This is a genomic window from Virgibacillus sp. MSJ-26 (assembly GCF_018918075.1).
GTDB lineage: Bacteria > Bacillota > Bacilli > Bacillales > Amphibacillaceae > MSJ-26.
In genome coordinates this window covers 57,436-74,183 of sequence record NZ_JAHLPW010000011.1, presented here as the reverse complement: position 1 = coordinate 74,183, position 16,748 = coordinate 57,436, and the positions used below count along the sequence as shown (strand labels likewise).

Annotated in this window: 14 protein-coding genes; 10 read left to right on the top strand and 4 right to left on the bottom strand. The window is 35.4% G+C overall.

Annotated features, from left to right (window positions below; translation table 11 throughout):
• Positions 1-5: 5 nt before the first annotated feature.
• Positions 6-1,202: an NAD(P)H-dependent oxidoreductase gene (locus KQI49_RS11615; protein ID WP_216489194.1), complete on the top strand. Its 1,197-nt coding sequence runs from the start codon at positions 6-8 to the stop codon at positions 1,200-1,202.
• 506 nt (positions 1,203-1,708) lie between these two features.
• Entirely contained in the window at positions 1,709-2,650 is a 942-nt protein-coding gene (locus tag KQI49_RS11610; protein WP_216489192.1) for an FAD:protein FMN transferase, read from the top strand.
• A 59-nt stretch (positions 2,651-2,709) separates the two neighbouring features.
• On the opposite strand, the gene jag is transcribed toward KQI49_RS11610, so the two are convergent.
• The 4 genes from jag to rpmH all read right to left on the bottom strand — a co-directional run bounded on the left by jag (position 2,710) and on the right by rpmH (position 4,923).
• Positions 2,710-3,339 (bottom strand): RNA-binding cell elongation regulator Jag/EloR, encoded by a 630-nt coding sequence (gene jag, locus KQI49_RS11605; protein WP_216489190.1) that lies wholly within the window; start codon positions 3,337-3,339, stop codon positions 2,710-2,712.
• Positions 3,336-4,115 (bottom strand): YidC family membrane integrase SpoIIIJ, encoded by a 780-nt coding sequence (spoIIIJ, locus tag KQI49_RS11600; protein WP_216489188.1) that lies wholly within the window; start codon positions 4,113-4,115, stop codon positions 3,336-3,338. Before spoIIIJ ends, jag begins: the two co-directional genes overlap by 4 nt.
• 189 nt (positions 4,116-4,304) lie before the next feature.
• Complete coding sequence (gene rnpA / locus KQI49_RS11595; protein ID WP_216489186.1) at positions 4,305-4,667, bottom strand: ribonuclease P protein component; 363 nt, start codon at positions 4,665-4,667, stop codon at positions 4,305-4,307.
• 121 nt (positions 4,668-4,788) lie between these two features.
• On the bottom strand, positions 4,789-4,923 hold the full coding sequence (gene rpmH, locus KQI49_RS11590; protein ID WP_069717992.1) for a 50S ribosomal protein L34: 135 nt from the start codon (positions 4,921-4,923) through the stop codon (positions 4,789-4,791).
• A gap of 693 nt (positions 4,924-5,616) precedes the next feature.
• On the opposite strand from rpmH, the gene dnaA reads away from it, so the two are divergent.
• From dnaA to KQI49_RS11550, 8 genes are all read left to right on the top strand, one after another.
• Positions 5,617-6,960: a chromosomal replication initiator protein DnaA gene (dnaA, locus tag KQI49_RS11585; protein ID WP_216489184.1), complete on the top strand. Its 1,344-nt coding sequence runs from the start codon at positions 5,617-5,619 to the stop codon at positions 6,958-6,960.
• Positions 6,961-7,147: 187 nt separating this feature from the next.
• A complete protein-coding gene (gene dnaN, locus KQI49_RS11580) occupies positions 7,148-8,284 on the top strand; it encodes a DNA polymerase III subunit beta (protein ID WP_216489182.1) in 1,137 nt (378 codons plus the stop codon).
• A gap of 420 nt (positions 8,285-8,704) precedes the next feature.
• Positions 8,705-8,929, top strand: coding sequence for a S4 domain-containing protein YaaA (yaaA, locus tag KQI49_RS11575; RefSeq protein WP_216489328.1), 225 nt, complete (start codon positions 8,705-8,707; stop codon positions 8,927-8,929).
• Between the two features lie 29 nt (positions 8,930-8,958).
• Positions 8,959-10,077 carry a DNA replication/repair protein RecF gene (gene recF / locus KQI49_RS11570; RefSeq protein WP_216489180.1) on the top strand — a complete coding sequence of 373 codons (1,119 nt, stop codon included), beginning with the start codon at positions 8,959-8,961 and terminating at the stop codon, positions 10,075-10,077.
• A 32-nt stretch (positions 10,078-10,109) separates the two neighbouring features.
• Positions 10,110-10,385 (top strand): extracellular matrix regulator RemB, encoded by a 276-nt coding sequence (gene remB, locus KQI49_RS11565; protein WP_216489178.1) that lies wholly within the window; start codon positions 10,110-10,112, stop codon positions 10,383-10,385.
• Between the two features lie 40 nt (positions 10,386-10,425).
• Entirely contained in the window at positions 10,426-12,330 is a 1,905-nt protein-coding gene (gene gyrB, locus KQI49_RS11560; protein ID WP_371817565.1) for a DNA topoisomerase (ATP-hydrolyzing) subunit B, read from the top strand.
• 293 nt (positions 12,331-12,623) lie between these two features.
• Positions 12,624-15,203 carry a DNA gyrase subunit A gene (gyrA, locus tag KQI49_RS11555; protein ID WP_216489174.1) on the top strand — a complete coding sequence of 860 codons (2,580 nt, stop codon included), beginning with the start codon at positions 12,624-12,626 and terminating at the stop codon, positions 15,201-15,203.
• Positions 15,204-15,326: 123 nt separating this feature from the next.
• Positions 15,327-16,424, top strand: coding sequence for an HD-GYP domain-containing protein (locus tag KQI49_RS11550; RefSeq protein WP_216489172.1), 1,098 nt, complete (start codon positions 15,327-15,329; stop codon positions 16,422-16,424).
• The last annotated feature ends 324 nt before the right edge of the window (positions 16,425-16,748 follow it).

Genomic DNA, 16,748 nt, shown 5'->3' with positions numbered 1-16,748 from the left:
TTTAAATGAAAATAGTTGGGCTAGTTGGATCAAACGCTGATTTTTCTTATAATCGTTTATTATTGGATTTTATTGCAAAACAATTTAACAAACTAATAGAGGTTGACGTCACAGACATTAAAGACATTCCTATGTTTAATCAGAGTGACGATCAAACAAATAGCGAACCAATTCAACATTTAAATAAAAAAATATCTGAAGCGGATGGTGTCATCATAGCAACTCCCGAATATAACCATTCCATTCCTTCAGCATTACAAAGTGTTATAGAATGGTTATCATTCAACCTACACCCTTTAGATGGAAAACCAGTAATGATTGTAGGCGCTTCTTATGATGTTCAAGGGTCTTCCCGAGCTCAGTTACACTTAAGACAAGTACTAGATGCACCTGGTGTAAATGCTGTAGTTATGCCCGGTAATGAGTTTCTATTAGGACAAGTCCATGAAGCCTTTGATGAAGAAAATAATTTAAAAGATATTAAAACAACTGAATTCCTAGAAGGCTGCATTAAAAAATTTATCCGTTTTATTAATGTAGTTAATATTTTACAGTCACCTGAAGGCATGAAAGATGTCTCAACCGAGGAAGATTTATATGCCACAGGTAGCATTGATACGACGATTGAAAATGTTGATAAATCAGCTGATGATTGGGTTGAACAAGCTGCAAAAGAAACAGAAGCCGTTGAAGGAAATACCTACGTCAAGTTAGACCGTGGTGTATTAACAGTCAATCAATTGGACTACTTTTTAAAGTCAATGCCGATGGAATTAACATATGCGGATAGTAACAATCAATTTTTATATTATAACCGTACACTTGACGCAGAAGACATGTTTGCCTCTCGTTGGCCCGGGCAAGTAGGCAGTCCTCTTGCCCAATGTCATCCAGAGCGGACGTACAGCAGTGTATCTTGGGTTATTCAACAATTACGTAAAGGGAATGAAGATGTTGTAAGAGTTCATGTGCCAACACATGGACCAGATAAATATGTGGTTCATAGCTATCAGTCCATGCATGATGAAGATGGAAAATTTGTTGGTATTAATGAATATGTGCAAGATATTAAACCAATTATTGATTGGTATTTAGAAAAGACAGGACAACAGTTAACCGGTGGTAGTGTTGATGCTGTATCTGGAGCTACGACTCAAGTCGACACCGTTTCAGGTGCCACTGTAAATGAAGATACTAATTAACCATTAAACAATTAAAGAATAATATAACCAAAGGAGGCTGGGACAAAACTAAGTATTAGTAATTAAAAGACGAACAATTTTAAGCGAGCGTTATTCGCTTCGGAAAAATACTTCGCTTTCCGCAGGGGAGAAGAATTGCAGTTCATTCTTCTTTGCTGATGAGCCTCGAGCCAACAGGATGTTGGTCATGAAGGCGCCCCCACAGGACGTCGCGAATTTAGCCTTCCATCATTCATGGCACTCTGCGGGGTCTCATCTAAGCCTTTCATCTTGCTGGACAAGGAATACTTCGACAGCGATTCATCGCGATTTTTTCAAGGAGTCTACGTATTTTTCCTACGCTGATTTTAAAAGTGTATATTAAAAGAAATACACTTTAATACGTTCGCTTTTACATTAACTAAAATACTTATGTCCCATCCTCTTTGGCTTTTTAAATTCTTCTTCCTCCCCGTATAGAGATAATAAAAATAATACATATTTTCCCAAATGAATAGGTGATAGAGATGGCAATACAAACTTGTGAAATACATATGATGGGGACGAACATCCAATTATCAGTTGAACATAATAAACCACGGATCATCTTGGATGAGATTATCATGCGATTGCATGAATTTGATAAACGTTTTAGTATCCATGACCCCGGTTCAGAATTAATGGAAGTGAACAATAACGCTGGTGTCAAACCAGTGAAAGTCCATCCAGATTTATATAAATTAATTAAAATCGGGAAAGAACATAGCTCCGCTGATAATAGTTACTTGAATATTGCCATTGGACCGCTCGTTCAAGCCTGGCAAATTGGTTCAAATGAAGCCCATCGCCCTACACCTGAAACCATTCAAAAGTTGCTTGGTAAAATTAACGCTCGTGGTATCATTCTTAATGACCAAGCTCAAACGGTATTTTTAAAACAGCGTGAAATGTTTATTGATTTAGGTGCCATAGCAAAAGGATTTATTGCTGATCTTATTATTGGAGATTTGGACGCGATGAATGTGTCAGCAGGGTTAATTAACTTAGGCGGAAACGTCATGACCTATGGAAATGCACCCAAACACGAGGATAACTTCTGGAGAATAGGAATTCAACACCCTTTTCAAGTCCGAGGAACTTATATTGCGGTTGTTAAAGCATTAAACCAATCCGTTGTCACTTCCGGTATTTATGAAAGAAAGTCGATTATCGATAATCAAACATACCATCATATTTTAGACCCAAATACTGGTTATCCTATTACGACTGATATTGCTAGCTTAACAGTGGTATCAAAGAAGTCAATTGACGGAGAAATATGGACTAGCCGCCTATTTGGACAACCTTCCGAACAAATCATCAACAGCTTAGAGCAAATAAAACATGTGGAGGGTATTGTCATCACCAAAAATGGTGACCTTCTTTATTCAACAGGTATCAAACCATATTTGAACCAATTAGTTACTTGAATCTATAAAAAAACAAACACTTACACTGAAAAATCAGTTAGTAAGTGTTTTTTAATGTCTTATTTTTCAACTAGTTTAATAACAATATGACGATGGGGTTCGACACCATCCGAGTAAGTTGAAACCTTGTTATTTTTTTGTAGAGCGCTATGAATGATTTTTCGCTCATAGGCAGGCATTGGTTCGAGAGCAACTTTGCGCTTAATCTGGATTGCTTTTTGAGCCATTCTATCAGCTAGGGTTTCAAGGGTTTTCTGTCGTCGTGCACGATACCCCTCAGCATCCACTGTAACTGTATAATATTGCTTACCTTCTTTATTTATTGCTAGATGTACAAGATATTGCAAGGCATTTAGTGTTTGACCACGTTTTCCTATTAAAATTGCTATCTTTTCACCACTCATATCAAATGTAACGTGATTATCGTTCTCATTCTCAGTGACAGTCAAATCTATTTCAATGTTCATTTGATTGATAATTTCACGAAGATAGGTTTCAGCTTCTTCAACTTGGTTTTTGACTCTTACAACTTTAACAATGGCTGGTTTAGATCCAAACACACCAAGTATTCCTTTTTTACCTTCATCGATAATTGTTACGTCAACTTGGTCCTTCGTTGTGTCTAACTGCTCTAATGCTGATTGGACCGCTTCATCTACTGTTTGTCCACTAGCAGTTATTTCCCTCACTTTTTCTCTCCTCCTGTACTAGCATCTTTCATCATTGGATTACGAATAAATAAGGTTTGAGCAACCATAAATACGTTACCGACAACCCAGTAAAGGGCAAGTGCTGCTGGGAACATAAAGGCAAAGACGGTAATCATAATTGGCATAACATATAACATAACTTTCATTTGTGGATTTTGTGACACAGCAGCGTTATCGGCCATCATAAGTTTTTGTTGGAAAAAGGTAGCTCCACCTGCAATAATCGGTAAAATATGAAGCGGATCTGCTGCTCCCAACTCAAACCATAAGAAGCTTCCTTCTTTAATAGCTTCAGTACGCATAATCGCATGATACATCGCAATCAAAATCGGCATCTGAATAAATATCGGCAAACAACCAGCAAGCGGATTAACACCATGTTTTTGGAATAATGCCATTGTTTCTTGCTGTAGCTTTTGCTGTGTGTTCGCGTCTTTTGAACTATATTTCTTTTGTAGTGCCTGAATCTCAGGCTGGACCTCTTGCATTGCCTTTGTACTTTTAATTTGTTTAACGTTTAACGGTACGAGAACTAAACGAATAATAAGAGTAACAACAACAATAGCTAATCCATAACTACTATTGAATAAATCAGCAAAAAATGTAATGACTTGCGATAATGGATAAACAAAATACTTATTCCAAATACCTGTACTCTCGGGCGTGATCGGTTGGTCAATTTGAGTACACCCAGACAGAAATACAATCAAACCAATTAAGGCCACAAGCAATAAGACCTTTTTATTACGCAACATACTTCCTCCTAACGCAGATAAACCTTGAATAATTGAATTTTTTAATAAAACTTCATTGTAAAAATAAATATAACATTTCTTATAACTAGTAACTATGTGTATTTTATCTTAAATGGCCCCTATTTTCTATCAATACGCCATCAATTATAAACTCATAAAAATATCTAAATTAGAAGAAAAAAATGACTATTAATTTTTTCTTTTCTTATTGGAACGTTTTAATAATCCTTCTCTAGATAAAAGATGAATTAAGCTACTTTTCACTTCTTTAAACTCCATGTTGTTAGTTGGCTGGCGAGCTATAATGATCATGTCATATTCAGACCGTATGTCCTTTTCCAATTCATGAAAAGATTGGCGTAAATATCGCTTTATGCGATTACGTACGACTGCATTACCAATTTTCTTACCAACAGATAAACCAACGCGAAAGTGAGCTTGTCCAGACTTCTTCCTGTAATAGAGAACTAACTGTCGATTGGCAAAGGATTTTCCTTTTTTAAAAATTGCTTGAAACTCTTTATTGTCTTTCACTCGGAATGCTTTTTTCATCATATCACCTTTTATTACAAGAACCATTACTTCATTACATACTCTCATATTTTGCTTTAAAATGAGATTTTATCAAAAACAATGCCCATAGTGAAAAAGACCACTGATCTTTTTCAGTGGCCTATGCAGACAATACTTTTCTTCCTTTACGACGGCGGCGAGCTAGAACTTTACGTCCATTTTTTGTGCTCATTCTCGAACGAAAACCGTGTACTTTCTTTCTCTTACGATTATTTGGTTGAAATGTTCTTTTCATTTATCTTGCACCTCCCCGAGGGATTAACATCCAAATTAACATCTATCCATTAGACAGTCTTTGTAATTATACTTAAAAAAACAATCATTTGTCAACTAGACCCTAAAGTTTTTTCTATTCGACATGATCATTCATTGTCACAAAAAAGTGAATTACCTCTACTATAAGGTTATCCACATCCCTTGTTTATTATAATTCGACAAGATTTTTTCATCCACAACAATTATCGACAACTTAACCACAAATTATAGTGCTGTGGATTACCTTTATCTACAACATATGTAAAATGTGGATAAGCATTTAAAATCCATTGCACACTAGCATTTATTTTGGTATTATTATTATGCTTATACATGTGTAAAACTATTTTTAGTAATATACTTATGCACATAATGTGGATAAGTTGTGGATAGATAATCACAACTCTGTTATTAAACTATCCACAAGATGTTATTTTTGAGTATAACTATTAAAATGGCTTACCCTATTAGATGCAAACAGATCGGAAATTATTCATAAGACAGTAATAAATTTTTATGGACTCAAAACATTATAGTTTTTATTATGAAATTAACGCATACAAACTAACTTAAAATTAATTTATTGCCTTTCCGTCTTTGTAGTAATCATGCAAATGACATTGTGAGAGGCTTTTTATTCTTATCACAGTACTTTTGAAAGGGGTGAAAGTTATTGGAAAATATTGATGATCTTTGGACATCTGCACTAAAACACATTGAAGAGAAAATAAGTAAGCCTAGTTTTGATACATGGTTAAAAAACACCAAAGCCAAATCCCTTCAGGAGAACACCTTAACAATCACGGCACCTAATGAATTTGCTAAGGACTGGTTGCAAGAAAGATATACGCAATTAATTCGTGACATCTTAATCGAAGTTACTGGAGCTAATTTAGATATTAAATTTGTGATCCCTGAAGAAGAAAAGACGACTAAAACCAATCCTGTAAAAGAACAAAGTAAAACTATTAATCAAGAACCTGATTTACAAAAAACAATGTTAAATCCTAAGTATACTTTTGATACATTTGTTATCGGATCAGGAAACCGTTTCGCACATGCTGCTTCTCTTGCAGTGGCAGAAGCGCCGGCCAAAGCATACAATCCTTTATTTATTTATGGTGGTGTAGGATTAGGGAAAACACATTTAATGCATGCGATTGGTCATTACGTTCGGGAGCATAATAAAGACGCTCGGGTTGTTTACATATCATCTGAGAAATTTACAAATGAGTTTATTAACGCCATTATGGATAATAAAACAATCTCTTTCCGAAATAAATATCGTAATGTAGATGTCTTATTGATTGATGATATCCAATTTATTGCAGGTAAAGAATCAACCCAAGAAGAATTCTTCCATACGTTCAATGCACTTCATGAAGAGAATAAACAAATTATTATTTCAAGTGATCGTCCACCTAAGGAAATTCCAACTTTGGAAGATCGTTTGCGTTCGCGTTTTGAATGGGGACTTATTACAGATATTACCCCTCCTGATCTTGAAACAAGAATTGCTATTCTTAATAAAAAGGCCAAAGCTGAAGGCCTTGATATCCCAAATGAAGTCATGCTTTATATTGCTAATCAAATCGATACAAATATTCGCGAACTCGAAGGCGCGTTAATTAGAGTTGTTGCCTACTCTTCTCTCGTCAATCAAGATATCGACGCTGCTTTAGCAGCTGATGCATTAAAAGATATTATTCCGAGCAATAAACCGAAAGAAATCACCATTAAAGCCATACAGGAATTCGTCGGAGAAAAGTACGACGTGAAAGTAGATGAGATTTTAGCTAAAAAGAGAACAAAAGCAATTGTACTGCCTCGTCAAATTGCTATGTATCTTTCAAGAGAGTTAACAGACTCGTCCTTACCTAATATAGGCAAGGAATTTGGTGGCCGTGATCATACAACTGTACTACACGCCCACGACAAAATATCTAAAATGATTAAAGAGGATACCTTATTAAATAAAGAAATTGAAGAATTAACAGAACAGCTGAAGTCAATATGAATCTATTAACATGTGAATAGGTTGAATAACAGTTCTAACTTGTGCACACTTTTTCCACATGGGGATAACTTCGTATATAAAAGCTTAAAGTGAGTTATCCACATAGTCACAGGGCTTATTACTACTGTTACTATATTTTATTAATAATAAATATATATATGTATCATTTATGAGGAGGATCCAAAATATGAAATTCGTCATCAATCGCGATAGATTAATGGCTAGTATACAAGACGTCATGAAAGCCATCTCAGCTAGAGTTGCCATTCCAATTTTAACGGGGATGAAATTAGAAGTAAGACAACATGGAATAACACTTACAGGTAGTGACTCTGATATTTCAATTGAATCGTTTATTCCTACTGAAGAAGATGAACAAATCAATATAGAAAATATAGAAGAAGGAAGTATTATTCTTCAAGCTAAGTATTTTCCGGATATTATTCGTAAGCTACCAGAGAATACCGTGGAGATAGAAACAGATGAAAATATGAAAGTCACCATTAGATCTGGAAATGCTGAATTTAATTTGAATGGACAAGATGCAGAAGAATACCCACAAATTATGCAAGTTCAAGCAGACGAGAGTTTTGAATTACCTATCGATTTATTAAAAGGATTAATTAAACAAACCGTATTTGCTGTTTCAACTATGGAAACACGCCCTATTTTAACGGGGGTTAATCTCACACTAAAAGATGGAAAGCTTAACTTCACTGCGACTGACAGTCACCGTTTAGCATCCAGAGATATTCCAATTGAAACAAGTAATATAGAATTTTCAAATGTTGTTATTCCTGGTAAAAGTTTAAATGAACTAAATAAAATACTAGATGATACTGAAGAAAAAGTGGAAATAAGCATGTCGAATAATCAAATCTTATTTCGAACAAAACACTTAAAATTCATGTCTCGTTTACTTGATGGAAATTATCCAGAAACTTCACGATTAATTCCAGATGAAAGTCTGACGAAAATAAGTGTAAATACAAGAAATTTACTTCAAACAATTGATCGTGCATCCCTACTTGCAAAAGAGGAACATAATAATGTTGTTCGATTAGTGACAAAGGGTGACAATACGATTGAAATCACTGGTAGTTCATCGGAAATTGGTCAAGCTGTTGAAGATATTTCGGTACAATCAATTGAAGGTGAAGAGTTAAAAATCTCATTTAGTTCAAAATATATGATGGATGCACTTAGAGCCATTGAAGTAGACGAAATTAATATAGAATTTACGGGTGCGATGCGGCCATTTATTATCCGTCCTCAAAATGATGATCCAATTATTCAGCTTATTTTACCAGTACGAACTTATTAAAAACTATTCACTCAAAAAATAGATAAAGACTTAGTATGTTTATAGAATCTCATATGTCGTCCTAGTAGGTGCTAAGTCAATTATTATTTCATCCGAACAGATGTGAAACTCTTATCTAAGGTTTTGCATTATTGTTCGGATTTTATTTTTAATCTCTCTTTGTCTTATCCACATGTGAATATCTAAAAATGTATTTTAAGATAAAGAAATACCCTATTTTCATACTATCCAGTCTAATTAAAAGTTCATTAATACAAAATTTTAACCTTTAATTAATGTTTTACTGCGTCTAAAAATCAAATAGAAGGACTTTTGAGGGGTTTTTGGGTAATTTAAGGGGATATCCTTTCATTAAGTCAAAAACTTTAGTAAAATAGTTATAAATGCCTTTGAGATTAAGTAAGGAGATTGGTGGAGAAAATGAAGGAAGAAATAACTATTAACACAGAGTTTATTACATTAGGTCAATTAATAAAATTGGCAAATGTATTAGAAACTGGTGGTATGATTAAGACTTATTTACAAGACGTAGGTGTGATTGTAAACGGAGAAAAAGAACATCGTCGTGGACGAAAATTATATCCAGGTGATGAAATTCAGATTGAAGAAGCCGGTACAATAATAGTTGGTCGAGAAAAAGATTAAACTGAGATCCCTGATAAAGAGGAATTAATATGCATATCGAGCAATTAAAATTAAAAAATTATCGAAATTATGATGAGCTGGAGCTCTCTTTTGATAATAAAGTAAATGTGATTATCGGAGAAAATGCTCAAGGTAAAACAAACCTAATGGAGGCTATTTATTTACTAGCTTTCACTAAATCTCATCGGACTTCTCGTGAAAAAGAACTTATCCAATGGGATGAAAAGTATGCTAAAATAGAGGGTAGACTTTCGAAGAGAAATCGTCAATTTCCACTTGAAGTTATCTTCTCAGCAAAAGGTAAGAAAGCTAAATTAAATCATATTGAGCAACAACGTTTAAGTGGTTATATTGGTATGTTAAATGTTGTTATGTTTGCTCCAGAAGATTTAACTTTAGTCAAAGGTCCTCCACAAATCAGACGGCGCTTTATTGATATGGAGTTAGGACAAATCCAACCTAGATACATTTATCATCTTACACATTATCAAAAGATATTAAAGCAACGAAATCATTTATTAAAACAATTACAGCGGAAGGTAACTAAAGATGACGTGATGCTAGATGTGCTGACAGAACAGTTAATTGAACATGCCACCTCAATATTAGAACGTCGTTTTACTTTCTTAAAACTGCTAAAAAAATGGGCGAGTCCTATTCATTATGGAATAAGTCGTAAGATAGAACGACTAGACATAAGGTACTCTCCGTCAATTGAAGTATTAGAAGATGAAAACAAGGAGAAAATAGAGAGTATCTATCAAAAGGAATTTAGTAAAATTAAAGACAAAGAGATTGAACGAGGAACCACTTTAATAGGGCCTCATCGTGATGACTTGGTATTTTATGTAAATGACCGCAATGTCCAAGTTTATGGATCACAAGGCCAACAAAGGACAACCGCCCTTTCTTTAAAATTGGCAGAAATTGAATTGATATATAACGAGATTGGTGAGTATCCAGTTTTACTCCTTGATGATGTACTGAGTGAATTGGATGACTTCAGACAATCTCACTTGTTAAATACAATACAAGGAAAAGTTCAAACTTTTGTTTCTACAACGAGTGTCGAAGGGATTCATCATGATACGTTGAAAGAAGCAGATTTATTTACAGTACATGCAGGCACTGTAAATAAAAACGCATAATAAGATGATAGGTTGATGAGGTGAAGCGTATTATGTTTATTCATATAGGAAATGGCAACGTGATTCAAACCGATGACATTATTACTATAATCGATCAAGATATCATTTCATCTTCCGTAGTTATGGAAGAAATGATGAACAATGTGAAAATAATTGGTCCAAATGAAGAGACAAAGTCACTCGTTATTACAGAAGATGTAACTTACTTCAGTACGTTATCAGTCGCAACGTTAAAAAAGCGAGCTAGTATGATTTCAACCATTAGCAAACTTGATGATTATACGGATGAATTGGAGCTAGACAACTGAAAAGGAATGTGGTGAAGACATGACATTAGAAGATGAATTTATGAAAAAAGATGATTATAATGCTGACCAAATACAAGTATTAGAAGGTCTAGAAGCCGTTCGTAAACGACCAGGTATGTATATTGGATCGACCAGTGAAAGAGGTCTACATCATCTAGTATGGGAGATTGTTGATAACAGTATTGATGAAGCACTAGCTGGTTACTGTGATCATATTGAAATTATTATCGAAAAAGATAATAGTATTACAGTCCAAGATAATGGAAGAGGTATTCCAGTAGATATTCAACATAAAACAGGAAAACCAGCTGTTGAAGTCATTATGACGGTACTCCATGCTGGTGGAAAATTTGGTGGTGGAAGTTATAAGGTTTCTGGTGGATTACATGGAGTTGGAGCATCAGTCGTTAACGCATTATCAAGTAATTTAGACGTTTACGTCCATCGCGATGGAAAGATTCATCATATTCGTTTTGAACGAGGTGTTAAAGTTAAAGGTGTTGAAGTAATTGGTGAAACTGACCACACTGGTACTGTTATTCACTTTACACCAGATAAAGAAATTTTTACCGAAAGTACAACATTCGATTATGAAGTATTGACAAAGCGTGTACGTGAATTAGCTTTTTTAAATAAAGGTCTTAAAATTTCAATTCAAGATAAGCGTACTGATGAAGAACCTGTTACTTTTCATTACGAAGGTGGTATTAGCTCTTACGTTGAATATATTAACCGAACAAAAGAAGTTCTCCATGAACCGTTTTTTGCAGAGGGCGAAGATCAAGAAATTACCGTTGACGTAGCATTCCAGTATAATGATGGTTTTGCAAGCAATTTATACTCTTTTGCAAATAACATTAATACCCATGAAGGTGGTACACATGAAGTTGGATTCAGAACTGCCCTGACACGAGTTATTAATGATTATGCAAGAAGGAGTAATTTATTTAAAGAAAACGATTCAAATCTAACGGGTGATGATGTAAGAGAAGGACTTACCGCAATTGTATCTATTAAGCACCCTGATCCTCAGTTTGAAGGACAAACCAAAACCAAACTTGGTAACAGTGAAGTCAGGACTGTCACAGACTCTGTTTTCAGTAATGCTTTTTCTAAATTTTTATTTGAAAACCCAACCGTTGGTAAAATCATTGTTGAAAAAGGACTTATGGCGTCGCGTGCTCGTGCTGCAGCTAAAAAGGCACGGGATTTAACACGTCGAAAAGGTGCCTTAGAAATTTCAAATTTACCTGGAAAGTTATCTGATTGTTCCTCACGTAATGCGGAAATTAGCGAATTGTATATTGTTGAGGGTGATTCAGCAGGTGGTTCGGCAAAGCAAGGCCGTGATCGACATTTTCAAGCCATTTTACCTTTACGTGGTAAAATACTAAACGTTGAAAAAGCCCGTTTAGATCGTATTCTTTCCAATGAAGAAATTCGCACAATCATTACCGCATTGGGGACAGGCATAGCAGAAGAATTTGATATATCAAAAGCACGTTATCATAAGATTATTATCATGACGGATGCTGATGTGGATGGTGCTCATATTCGTACCTTACTCTTAACCTTTTTCTATCGTTTTATGCGACCATTAATTGAAAATGGCTATGTATATATTGCACAACCACCACTTTATAAAGTACAACAAGGAAAGAAAGCCCACTATGCTTATGATGATCGAGATTTAGATAGAATCTTAGCAGAAATTCCAAAGTCGCCAAAACCAGGGCTACAACGTTATAAAGGTTTAGGGGAGATGGATGCTACACAACTATGGGAAACAACAATGTCTCCAGAGACAAGAACTTTACTGAGAGTTGAACTTGTTGATGCTATAGAAGCTGACCAGATTTTTGACGTTCTAATGGGAGATAAAGTCCAACCACGACGAGCCTTCATCGAAGAAAATGCCCAATACGTCCAAAACTTAGATGTGTAAATAAGAAAAGTGATAATGACTGTTTACCAATGTACAAACTGAAGGTTTCCTGACGAGATAAAGGAGACAAGAAGAGCGAAGCGATTCAAAGTCGACTTATCGTAGGAAGGAATCCGAAGTTTGCTAGTTGCTGGTCGTAAAATCTAGACAACAGAAAAGTGAAAACATTCGGTACGACTGGAGAGTTTAAACTATCTTAAATAGTTAAATATTTATTCGGATTTATAGTTGAAAGTACTTATGAAGTTAACTCAGACGTAAGCATTTTCTTCTTTAAACTGGGAGGTCATTGAATGGCGGATCAAGAACGTCAACCAATTCAAGATGTTAATATAAGTGAAGAAATAAGAACTTCTTTTCTTGACTATGCAATGAGTGTTATTGTCTCAAGAGCTTTACCCGATGTTAGAGATGGGTTAAAACCTGTTCATCGAAGAATATTGTATGCTATGAATGACTTAGGGATGCACGCTGATAAATCATATAAGAAATCAGCCCGTATTGTCGGTGAAGTCATCGGTAAGTATCACCCACACGGTGATTCTGCTGTTTATGAAGCGATGGTGCGAATGGCACAAGATTTCAGTTACCGATATATGCTTGTTGATGGACACGGGAACTTCGGATCTGTGGATGGTGATTCAGCTGCAGCCATGCGTTATACAGAAGCTAGAATGTCTAAAATATCCATGGAACTTTTAAGAGATATTAATAAAGATACGATTGATTATCAAGATAACTATGATGGTGCAGAGCGGGAACCAATTGTTTTTCCAGCACGTTTTCCGAACCTACTGGTCAATGGTACATCTGGAATTGCTGTTGGTATGGCAACGAATATTCCGCCGCATAATCTTGGTGAAACAATTGATGCTGTTTTAGCTTTAAGTAAAAATCCCGATATTACCATTGATGAAATTATGGAAAACCACTTGCCGGGACCTGACTTCCCGACAGCTGGACAAATACTTGGCAGAAGTGGGATTCGTAAAGCGTATGAAACAGGACGCGGTTCAATTACTGTACGAGCGAAAGTGGATATCGAAGAGCATTCAAATGGAAAGTCAACAATCATCGTTTCAGAGTTACCTTATCAAGTGAATAAGGCAAAATTAATTGAACGCATTGCAGACCATGTGCGTGAAAAACGTATAGAAGGAATTACAGATTTACGTGATGAATCAGATCGTAATGGAATGCGAGTCGTTATAGAACTTCGTCGTGATTTTAATGCAAATGTTGTCTTAAATAACTTATATAAATATACTGCATTGCAAACGACGTTTGGCATCAATACACTAGCTTTAGTTGATGGCCAACCTAAGGTGTTGACGATTAAGCAATGCTTAGAGCATTATTTAAATCACCAAGTTGAAGTTATTGAACGTCGTACAGCATTTGAATTAAGAAAAGCTGAAGCAAGAGCCCATATTTTAGAAGGACTCCGAATTGCTCTCGACCATTTAGATGCAGTTATTGAATTAATTCGAAACTCGAAGACAGCAGATATTGCTAGAGACGGATTAATGGAGCAATTCAGTTTATCTGAAAAACAAGCTCAAGCTATATTAGATATGCGTTTGCAACGTTTAACAGGACTTGAAAGAGAAAAAATTGAAGATGAATATAATGATTTAATTAAACTTATTGCTGAATTGAAAGCAATTTTAGCTGATGAAGAGAAAGTACTCGAAATCATTCGTGAAGAATTGACTGAACTTAAAGAGCGTTTCAACGATCCACGTCGAACAGAAATCATGATTGGTGGCGCTGACTTTTTTGAAGATGAGGATTTAATTCCAGTGGAGGATATTGTGTTAACCCTTACTCATCAAGGCTATATTAAACGTCTCCCTGCTTCTACTTACAGAACTCAACGTCGTGGCGGTAGAGGTATTCAAGGCATGGGAACTAATGAAGACGACTTTGTGGAACATCTTTTGTATACGACAACCCATGATACAATCCTGTTCTTTACAAACAAGGGTAAGGTTTATCGAACAAGAGGGTTTGAAATACCAGAATTTAGTCGAACAGCGAAAGGTTTACCAATTATCAATTTACTTCAAATTGAAAAAGATGAATCCATTACGGCAGCAATTGCTGTAAATGACGTTGATGATGATTCGTATCTTTTCTTTACGACAAAACAAGGTATTTCTAAGCGCACTCAAATTTCACAATACAGAAATATACGTAAGGGTGGCCTCATTGCAGTTGGCTTAAGAGAAAATGATGAGTTGATCTCAGTTCGCCTAACGGATGGTCATAAAGATATTATGATTGCGACTCAGCAAGGGTATCTCATCAGGTTCCCAGAAGATGAAGTAAGATCCATGGGAAGAACAGCAGCTGGTGTACGCGGAATATCTCTTCGGGAGGACGATGAAGTTGTTTCAATGGAAATACTGGATGAAGGCGATCAAGTACTCCATGTGACCAATAAGGGTGTCGGTAAACGAACTCCTGAGGAACAATATAGAGTAACTCGCCGTGGTGGTAAAGGCATTTTCACATGCAAAATTAGTAAAGAAACAGGCCATGTCGTTGCTGTGAAATCTGTAAATGGTGAAGAAGATATTATGCTTATTACGGTAGCAGGTGTCTTAATACGTATTCCAGTTGAGGAGATAGCTCAAACAGGACGTAATACTCAAGGTGTTCGTCTCATTCGTATCCAAGACGATGAAGAAGTCGCAACTGTAGCTAAGATTGATGCAGAGGAAGAAGAACTGGATGAAGAAGATAATGATGTACAAAATGAAAGTATTGATGAAGAAAGTGACAATGATTCAGGACAAGAAAAGTCCGATGCAGCAAATGAATTAAATGAAATGAACGAACAACAAAAGGATGAAACAGACGAAGAATAGAATAAGTAGTTAATTTAACATAGGTGACTCCATAATATAATTTAGAGTCACCTTCTTTTTAAACTTATAGTAAAAAATATGGCGTCAACTTAATATTGCCATTTAATAAAAGGAGAAAGTTCAATGAGAGTAACTCCAGACCAGTTAAGACCGGGCTGCTTATTATTAAATCATGTAAAAGGGAAAACAGCCCATCCTATAATTTCTAAAGATACCGTTCTTACTGCTGAACATATTCATGTACTTAAAAGATTCCTCATTGAAGAAGTAAATGTTTCACCTAAATTAGCCTCTGGAGAACGGTTTATCCCTAAACCATCGTTTTCTCAAAAAAAGAAGATAGTTGAATCAGTTAAAGAATCGGCACTAGCAAAAGAGTCATTTGATGAACATTATTTAAAAACTGTAGATTACTTCAAAACAGTGTTCAAAGAATGGCAATTGAATGTTCCAATTGATATGGTGAATATTAGAAAGCAACTTATCCCTTTACTCAACCGAATTAATGAATTAAAAGATCGTATATTTACCTTGCATCAATATGCTAATACGGATAACTATATATATCATCATTGTGTATCTGTCGGATTGCTCTCAGCCTTTTTGGCTAAGCAGATGGACTATCCTGAAAGTGAATGGCTCCAAGTTGGCTTAGCAGGGGCATTGAGTGATAGTGGCATGTCAAAAGTTAATGAGAATATTCTACATAAAAGCAATTCATTAACAGAAAAAGAGAGTGAAAAAATTAAGAGCCACCCTGTCTATTCATATCGTTTGATTGAAAACAGCCCGTTGATGACCCAAGCTGCTAAAACTGCTGTACTACAACATCATGAACGAAGAGATGGTAGTGGCTATCCAATTGGTTTAAAGGGACATAAAATTCAACCATATGCACAAATAATAGCTGTATGTGATAGTTATCATGCCATGACTTGTGATCGTTATTTTCAAAGTAAAACTTCACCATTTTTAGTTGTTGAAGAGCTAGAAACAGAACAGTTTACAAGACTTGATCCTTTTGTTGTTCAGTCATTTAAACAAAGTATCGCTCACTTTTCAATTGGAACAAAAGTAAAACTATCCAATGCTGAACAAGCTGAAATTATTTTCACCGACTCTAATCAACCAACCCGCCCGATGGTAAAGTTATTATCAAGCGGAGAAATACTGCCCTTAAAAGACATGCCAGATGTTCATATTTTAGAAGTCTTATCTTAAATTAATTATTCAACTTTCACATAAATAGAATAAGGTCAAATAGTGGACAGGGTTAAGCATCTTCTTGACAATCCGTTTAAATGGGGCTGTTTCTAAAAAATCGAACTATAGTTCTCCGTTGAACGATTAAGATAGCTGTTTATACACAAAATCCTTAAACTGCGACATAATTTCAACGCAGATTTTTTCCCATCCTGTTTAAGTAAGCTATACTCCGAACGCTACGGAAAGCGAAGTATTCTGCCGAAGCGAGTTGTACGCACTCAATTTGTCAGAATAAGAAGATACACTTTATTAATTGTCACTATGTTGCTGTTTATATCA